The sequence below is a fragment of the Shewanella saliphila genome (assembly GCF_014648295.1).
Taxonomy (GTDB): Bacteria; Pseudomonadota; Gammaproteobacteria; order Enterobacterales; family Shewanellaceae; genus Shewanella; species Shewanella saliphila.
Genome location: NZ_BMQV01000002.1, coordinates 192,853 through 200,639 on the forward strand (window position 1 = coordinate 192,853; position 7,787 = coordinate 200,639).

Annotated in this window: 6 protein-coding genes and 2 pseudogenes; 3 read left to right on the forward strand and 5 right to left on the reverse strand. The window is 41.9% G+C overall.

Annotated features, from left to right (window positions below; all coding sequences use genetic code 11):
• A complete protein-coding gene (locus tag IEY48_RS02565) occupies positions 1-765 on the reverse strand; it encodes a gamma-glutamyl-gamma-aminobutyrate hydrolase family protein (protein WP_188916924.1) in 765 nt (254 codons plus the stop codon).
• Positions 766-863: 98 nt separating this feature from the next.
• Between IEY48_RS02565 and IEY48_RS02570 the strand changes: the two genes are divergently transcribed.
• Positions 864-1,025 carry a hypothetical protein gene (locus tag IEY48_RS02570; protein WP_188916926.1) on the forward strand — a complete coding sequence of 54 codons (162 nt, stop codon included), beginning with the start codon at positions 864-866 and terminating at the stop codon, positions 1,023-1,025.
• Positions 1,026-1,218: 193 nt separating this feature from the next.
• Here IEY48_RS02570 and IEY48_RS02575 read toward each other — a convergent pair whose 3' ends face one another.
• A complete protein-coding gene (locus tag IEY48_RS02575; protein WP_188916927.1) occupies positions 1,219-1,767 on the reverse strand; it encodes a cupin domain-containing protein in 549 nt (182 codons plus the stop codon).
• 246 nt (positions 1,768-2,013) lie between these two features.
• Between IEY48_RS02575 and IEY48_RS02580 the strand changes: the two genes are divergently transcribed.
• Complete coding sequence (locus IEY48_RS02580; RefSeq protein WP_188916929.1) at positions 2,014-3,321, forward strand: NAD(P)/FAD-dependent oxidoreductase; 1,308 nt, start codon at positions 2,014-2,016, stop codon at positions 3,319-3,321.
• A gap of 759 nt (positions 3,322-4,080) precedes the next feature.
• On the opposite strand, the gene IEY48_RS02585 is transcribed toward IEY48_RS02580, so the two are convergent.
• From IEY48_RS02585 to IEY48_RS02595, 3 genes and pseudogenes are all read right to left on the reverse strand, one after another.
• Positions 4,081-5,322, reverse strand: a complete 1,242-nt coding sequence (locus IEY48_RS02585; protein ID WP_188916931.1) for a GGDEF domain-containing protein — start codon at positions 5,320-5,322, stop codon at positions 4,081-4,083.
• Between the two features lie 510 nt (positions 5,323-5,832).
• Positions 5,833-6,075 (reverse strand): annotated as a pseudogene (locus IEY48_RS02590) (transposase); the annotation flags it as partial.
• A 266-nt stretch (positions 6,076-6,341) separates the two neighbouring features.
• Entirely contained in the window at positions 6,342-7,319 is a 978-nt protein-coding gene (locus IEY48_RS02595) for a transposase (RefSeq protein ID WP_188916933.1), read from the reverse strand.
• Positions 7,320-7,426: 107 nt separating this feature from the next.
• On the opposite strand from IEY48_RS02595, the pseudogene IEY48_RS02600 reads away from it, so the two are divergent.
• Positions 7,427-7,669 (forward strand): annotated as a pseudogene (locus tag IEY48_RS02600) (IS91 family transposase); the annotation flags it as partial.
• Between the last annotated feature and the right edge of the window lie 118 nt (positions 7,670-7,787).

The following is a 7,787-nucleotide window of genomic DNA, read 5'->3' on the forward strand; positions in this document are numbered from 1 at the left end:
TTATCTCACTTGTGTTGCCGCATGATGTCTACAGGCTTGTCCGAATGCCTCGAAAATAGCGCTATAAAACGCATTTTCGGTGACTTTCCATTCTGGATGCCACTGAACACCTAATGCAAAATTTTTCGCATTTTTCACTGAAAATGCTTCGATTAATCCGTCCGGAGCATATGCTTCTGGCTGTAACCCCTCACCTAGACGCTCCACACCTTGAGTATGAACAGAGTTAACCTCTGCAGTGTCACAGCCCCATGCATCGTGAAGAAGTCCGCCAGCAACAAGGTTAACTTGATGCGATAAACCATATTGCACTTCTAAGGGTGCTTCTTTATCTTCTCTATGTTCAATAAATGTGCCAACTTCGTGCAGTTTTTGATGTAAACTCCCGCCAAAAACGACATTCATTTCTTGAAAACCACGACAAATACCCAGCAACGGGATCCCCATATCGATTGCCGCTCTAATAAGTGGCAATGTGGTAGCGTCACGCTTAGGGTCGTGGTGAGTCCCTTCTTCACTAGCTTTACCTTGATAATGGTGTGGTTCAACATTTGATGGTGAACCAGTAAACATGATGCCATCAAGGAGTGAAAGCAGATCTTTTATTGGTAAATCAATACCTAATGATGGAATCACTAAAGGGAAGCCTTTGGCACCATCGACGATACTCAGTAGGTATTTTTCGCCCACTATATTGAACGGATGCTGGCCGAGTTGTTTGTTGCATGCTATTACCCCGATGAGGGGAAGACCTGATTGAGACATATCTCACCTTTAGCCAATAGTGTGATGAACTTATTGTTTTACGTGTTCATTTTTTCACACACTACACGGTATTTTTTAGCTAGGCAAGAGGATAACTGATGATAAAAACAACTTTTAACGAAAAACAAATAAAACAAATAAAAAACAATGAATTAACTAAAAATAACAGTGTGACAATAAAAAGTGATAACGACCTTGCAAGTGGTCACAAATTAGACCAATCGCACCAAGATAGGGCAGGGCCTGCACAGGAAAAGTGAATTTGATGCTTTATATTATTTACACGAGTGCTACACAAAATAGCTAAAGCTTGCTAGGAGTACCGACGACTCACTTAAATATCGATATCACAGCAAAATGGATAATCAGAACAGGGCAAGCAAGTGGTGGATCGCGGGATATATTCTGCTAAACCTAGCAATGCATCCCGCTATTAAGAGGTAAGATTGTAGATTAAAAATCGGCTGGTGTGGTTGCGCTCACTAGGCGGCATGGCTCATCAAACGGATTACGAAAACGATGTGGTTGCTGACTGCTAAAGTAATAGCTGTCACCTTTTTCTAAGATAAACACTTCTTCGCCAACGGTGACTTCTAATTTACCTTCAACAATCACTCCACCTTCTTCGCCTTCATGTTGCAGCATTTCTGCACCAGTATCGGCGTTAACGGGATACATTTCACTCATTAACGACATGGCTCGGTTAGGGTAATCACGGCCAATTAATTTATACACCAACTCGCCGGTGCCAATATCAAGCAGCTCATTAGCCCGGTAAACCACTTTTTGATCACCAATGGATCCGTCATCAATTGAAAAGAACTCCACCAACGACATTGGGATCCCGCCAAGCACTTTTTTAAGCGAACTCACTGAAGGACTGACACTGTTTTTTTCAATCATTGAAATTGTACTGTTGGTCACCCCAGCCCGCTTAGCCAACTCACGTTGAGATAAACCTTTTAATTTACGGACTGCTTTTAGGTTTGCACCAATATCCAAATTCATTCTCCTAGAGTGATAACTCAGTGGCTTAACATAATGAGTGTTGACGACCATTATTAATATATAAAATGTAACATATAAACAACATGTAAAATTAATTAATCGCGTGACACGTTTAAATCAAACAAATTGTATTTTACATCAAATGAGTGTTAAATAAAATGCACACTTACAGAGTATTTAAGCTCTGTACTTATGTTTAGCCGCTATTGCTATCGCTTTGTTCAATAATCTGGAGCCATTATGTCAGTAAAATCCCCTATCCATAGCCAGCACTATCCAGACTCTTTTTATGTTGCCAGCGCGAATGGATTGTTTGAACACCCTACATTGACAGAACACATTACTGTCGATGTGTGTATTGTGGGTGGCGGTTTTACCGGAATTAACACCGCAATTGAACTGAGGCAACGCGGTTACAGCGTAGCACTACTTGAAGCCAAACGCATAGGTTGGGGCGCATCGGGTCGCAATGGCGGCGAGCTTATCCGCGGCATTGGTCACGACGCCAACCAATTTAAAAATGAAATTGGCGAGCAAGGGGTTAAGTCAATTCAGCAAATGGGTTTTGAAGCTGTTGATATTGTCACCGAGCGCATTAGCGAACATAACATTGAATGCGACTTGCAAATGGGCTATTGCGATTTAGCGGTAAAGTCCAGACACATGGATGAATTAGCTGAAGAGTATCAAGATCTTAAATCTCAGGGTTATCAAAAGCCGATTAAACTGCTTGATCGCAGCAAAATTGGTGAGGTCATTGGGTCTGACTTTTATCAAGGCGCACTGGTCGATATGGGCAGCGGTCATTTACATCCACTTAATTTAGCCTTGGGCGAAGCTCAAATTGCCCGAGAGCTCGGTGCTCAATTATTTGAATACAGCGCGGCAGAAAAGATAATCAAAGGTGATAAACCCAAAGTCATTACCGCACAAGGTCAAGTCACTTGCGATTATTTAGTCATGGCTGGCAACGGCTACATTGGCAATAAACTCAGTCCCTATTTAGGCGGTAAAGTATTACCGACAGGCACTTATTTACTCGCCACAGAGCCATTAACCGAACAACAATGTGCCACTATCATCCCGCAAAATATGGCTTTTGCCGACATGCGTGTTGCCTTAGATTACTTCCATTTATCTGCCGATCGCCGCTTATTATTCGGTGGTTTATGCACGTATTCAGGCAAAGATCCTAAAGACATTGAAGCTGCATTAAGGCCTAATTTAGAAAAGGTGTTCCCGCAACTTAAGGGCATTAAAATTGATTATGAATGGGGCGGCATGATGGGCATCGGCGCTAACCGTATGCCACAAATTGGTCGATTACCCGATGCAGCCAATATCTATTTTGCTCAGGCATATGCTGGCCATGGGGTTAACGCCACTCACATGGCTGCACGATTAATTGCCGAAGCGATTAGTCAGCAATCACAACGTATTGATGTGTTTAATGACATTAAACACATGACCTTCCCCGGCGGTCCCATGTTTAGATCGCCTATGTTAGCGGCTGGAATGTTGTACCACAGGATGAAAGATTTGCTATAGGTTGCAGGATTTGCTGTGGGTTGGCAAAAGGGTCAACCTTTGTTCTTTTATGGCCTGCGGCCACACCAGACTTTTCAAACTTCGTTTGAAGTAAGATCGAAAGGTTCCCCCCTGCACAGGCCAAATGCTGCGTCATTCCGGCAATGCTTTTGAGCCGGAATCCAGGTGTTTGTTTTGCTTTGTACTTTTTTACTTTATGGCCTGCGGCCACTAACGTCGTGGCGCTTCGCCCACACCTGACCAAGAGGAAATCAACGGCTATTCCCTCTTGGAACTCCCAGCCGCCACATCAAAATTATCTGAAAAGCGATAATTTCGCGACGTGGTTGGATCCAGCTTTTGACCGCGTGTCGGTGTTCCTCGGCCTTACTCGAAAATGCTAACGCTTCCAATGGGGCGTCCCTTCCCCTCGAAAGCTAGCTCGCCATCCATGGCTAGCTCACGTCATTTTCTTCAACGCCCTCAAGTTTAGAGTTGAATTTGGGCATTTGAAAGCTAAGAACAAATCATTGTGGACAAAACTTGTTAACAACCTTCTCGTCGTCCCGACAGTGCTTTTAAGCCGGGATCCAGGTGTTTATTTATGCCTTATGATTTTGACCTATAACCTCAAGTTCAGAGTTGAATTTGGACATTTGAAAGCTAAGAACAAATCATTGTGGAGAAAACTTGTTAACAACCCTCTCGTCGTCCCGGCAATGCTTTTTAGCCGGGATCCAGGTGTTTTGCTTTTTACTTATGGTCTACTGCTAATAATCATCATGGTTTGATTTGCGGCTGCGAAACTACGCGGTTGCGGCCGTTGGCTTTGGCGCTATAGAGCGCTGAGTCTGCTCGTGATAAGGTTGCTTGCAGCGAGTCTTCTTTGTTAGAGAATTCAGCAACACCTATTGATACCGTAAAACGAATGATTCCATTGGCTGTGCTCATACTATTGTCTTCAACAAGTACACGTAGACGTTCAGCAAATTGCATTGCCCCTTCTAAATCCGTTTCAGTCAATAAAAACACAAATTCTTCACCACCAATACGGGCAACGATGTCAGCGGAGCGAAGAGTTGATAGTAATATTTTACCCATTGATATTAATGCAGCATCGCCTCCCTCATGGCCATAATCATCATTAATCTTTTTAAAATCATCAATGTCTAACATCAAAATACTAAACGTATGGTTATTACGTTTTGCCTGCGAATGCAATTTTTCACTCATTGCAAAAAATGCCCTTCTATTGGGCAGTTTAGTTAATTCATCTGTCATAGAAAGTTGCTCAGCTTTGTGTTTAGCCTCTTGCAACTCCTTGGTGCGCTCTAACACTTCTGCTTCTAGAGACTTGTTATAATTTTCCATTTGCAAAGCCATTTCATCTTGCTGGCTAAGATGCTCAGCCTGGCTAATCGCAATCTCCAAGTATCCAGCTGTGTCTATGAGCATGTTAACCTCATGTTCAGACCATACATGCACTGCATCTGCGTCCATACAAAACAAACCGACAAACCCGTCATTATGAGAAATTGGAATGTCTAATATGACAAGGGTCTTTCCCTCCATCAGCTCTGCCCGTAACGGTATGAGTCGCTGATCATTCAAGACATCACTAATGGCTAATACTTTTAATTCTAAAAGCGCCTTTAAGTAATCATCAGCCACACTCAAATCCGCGTTCAAACCTTGAATACTTGGCATATTTGCGGCAGTACAGCAATCTTTAATCGACAGTAGACCTTGCGCTGATACCGTTGCATAAGAAACTCGGTAATGAGGGAATTTTGTGAAGATTTCTTTGAGGGCAATCTGAATGATTTTGTCTGAAGACATACCAGCATTGATGCTTTTGGTAATTTTATTGATGGTCTCATGGCGATCGCGAGTATGCCTTAATGAATTAACTTCTTTAAGGTGTTTTGCAACCACAAGATAAATAACGATTGTCGCAACCAACAGAATAATAACAAGAAAAATAAGCACCAGTGCAGATTCTAAACATGTAGATAAAGTCAAAAAGTCAGTTGTTCACCCATGATTAAAATAATGACAACCTTGTCTACACGACTCACCAATCAAAGATAACAACTTTAATATATCACTTTGACTAGCTTAGATGAAAAATAAAGCGTAGCAGTGTGAAAAGGAATCAGTTACGGGGTCGCTATTTTACTTTTTTTGCATTCAATCGTTATTGTAATCTTTAATCATGACACCCAAGATTATGCCTAATCTTTAATCATGACACCCAAGATTATGCCAATCTTTAATCATGATACCCAAGATTATGCCAATCTTTAATCATGATACCCAAGATTATGCCGATAAACATAACGACTTTTATTTTTAATCATCTGAGCACTAATCTACGTATTTCGTATTGCTCAGATCGACAAATTCAATCTAAAAATATTACCACTTAAAATTATACGAAAGCTGCAGGGGGAAAACGCTAACCGTAGCGCACGTCTAGGGACCTGATATCAATCAAGCAGTGGATAAACAATATTTTTTAGTCTGTTTTACTTAAGCTTGCAGCCAACGTTGACAATTTGATGCGCCTTGTCGTCGTTTTCGTTCTAGATGTTCGCAATAGTCAGTTAATGCGGGTAAAGCTCCGACAGCGCCTTTAAATAATGCACCAAATTCAGTGGTGATTTTAAGCCAATTCTCTGCGGGGATGTTTAATCTATTCAGTATGTCCTGACTGCTTGAGCTAATGGCGCCACGCTTATCTTCTCGAATAATCCGACCGGTATCTTCAACCAAAAATCTTTAATCATGACACCCAAGATTATGCCAATCTTTAATCATGATACCCAAGATTATGCCGATAAACATAACGACTTTTATTTTTAATCATCTGAGCACTAATCTACGTATTTCGTATTGCTCAGATCGACAAATTCAATCTAAAAATATTACCACTTAAAATTATACGAAGGCTGCAGGGGGAAAACGCTAACCGTAGCGCACGTCTAGGGACCTGATATCAATCAAGCAGTGGATAAACAATATTTTTTAGTCTGTTTTACTTAAGCTTGCAGCCAACGTTGACAATTTGCCGCGCCTTGTCGTCGTTTTCGCTCTAGATGTTCGCAATAGTCAGTTAATGCGGGTAAAGCTCCGACAGCGCCTTTAAATAATGCACCAAATTCAGTGGTGATTTTAAGCCAATTCTCTGCAGGGATGTTGAGTCTATTCAGAATGTCCTGACTGCTTGAGCTAATGGCGCCACGCTTATCTTCTCGAATAATTCGACCGGTATCTTCAACCAATACTATGTAGTCTTTGACACTGAACATGAGCCCGTTAGGCATATTGAGTCGCTCATTGCCTACAAACGGTAATAGCTCTGGAGGTTGTTCACCTTTCATTGCTGAATTAATACGTCGTTGAATACTGGTGTAATCTGAGGTTTCTGGAGTTGTGGCCATCCTAGCTCTGACAGGGTTTAAATCGACATAAGCCATACAGGCTAATACTGCGGCTTCATCAAGCAGTGCTTGAGACTTAAAGCGCCCTTCCCAGAAGCGACCTGTACACTTATCTTCTTTATTGGCCATTCTGGCTATAGGCTCACTGAGTGAGCGCATAAACCAACTGATATCAATTAAGCGTTTACGGTATTCGGTAATGCATTCATTAACCGTTTGAAGTTCAAATGAGTTAAGGTCTTCTTCTTTTAAATACTTGTGAGTGAGTAATGTGCCCTTAAAGCCTTTGTGCCATTGAATGAGCACTTCTTTATCTGACCACTGTTTTGCTTTTTCTGCATCAACCTTTAACACCACATGCAAATGATTACTCATCACAGCATAGGCACAGATATCGATGGCAAAAATGGTCGCTAACTCAAGAATGCTTGAATCAACCCACTCACGCCGATGCTCAAAGTTCTCACCAGTTGAATTATCAATTCCACATAGAAATGCCTTACGTACCACACGCGAGCAGCAGTGATAATAAGGAGTATCTTCTAGACTAACGATAGTCTGTCTTGGTCTAGCCATCTTAGATTACCTGTCTGAATTAAAGGTAACTAAGCCTAGTTGGTTGTTTAATATTTATCCACTTGGGCTGGGTGGCCATGTTCTGGTTTGGGTGGCCATGTTCTGGGTTAATACTGCAACACGTATTACCGAAGGGATTAAGGCGAGTGCGTGACTATGGATTACTCAGAGGTAACGCCAAAAAGCTCAGGCTACAAATACAGCTTATGCTGGCCGTAGCTGGGGCAACCTTTTCAATCATTCCCGAGATTAAGCGCAGATTAGCGACGCGCAGTTGTCCGTGTTGTCAGCAACCAATGCGCTTTATGGGCGTAGTGGCACGACCGACGAACGTAATGACCTCAACCTAATGTTGAAAATGATAATAAGGATAATGGCTTAACGGAATACCGTGGAGGATTAATTTAACGCACTGAAATAAATAGAGTTAAACAATTAGCAAAGGGGCTAAGGTCGCTTGCTGACTAC

Excerpts from the sequence above, each read along its gene's own strand:
- IEY48_RS02580 (WP_188916929.1), top strand. The coding sequence starts at position 2,014 with ATGTCAGTAAAATCCCCTATCCATAGCCAGCACTATCCAGACTCTTTT.
- IEY48_RS02565 (WP_188916924.1), bottom strand. The coding sequence starts at position 765 with ATGTCTCAATCAGGTCTTCCCCTCATCGGGGTAATAGCATGCAACAAA.
- IEY48_RS02570 (WP_188916926.1), top strand. The coding sequence starts at position 864 with ATGATAAAAACAACTTTTAACGAAAAACAAATAAAACAAATAAAAAAC.
- IEY48_RS02595 (WP_188916933.1), bottom strand. The coding sequence starts at position 7,319 with ATGGCTAGACCAAGACAGACTATCGTTAGTCTAGAAGATACTCCTTAT.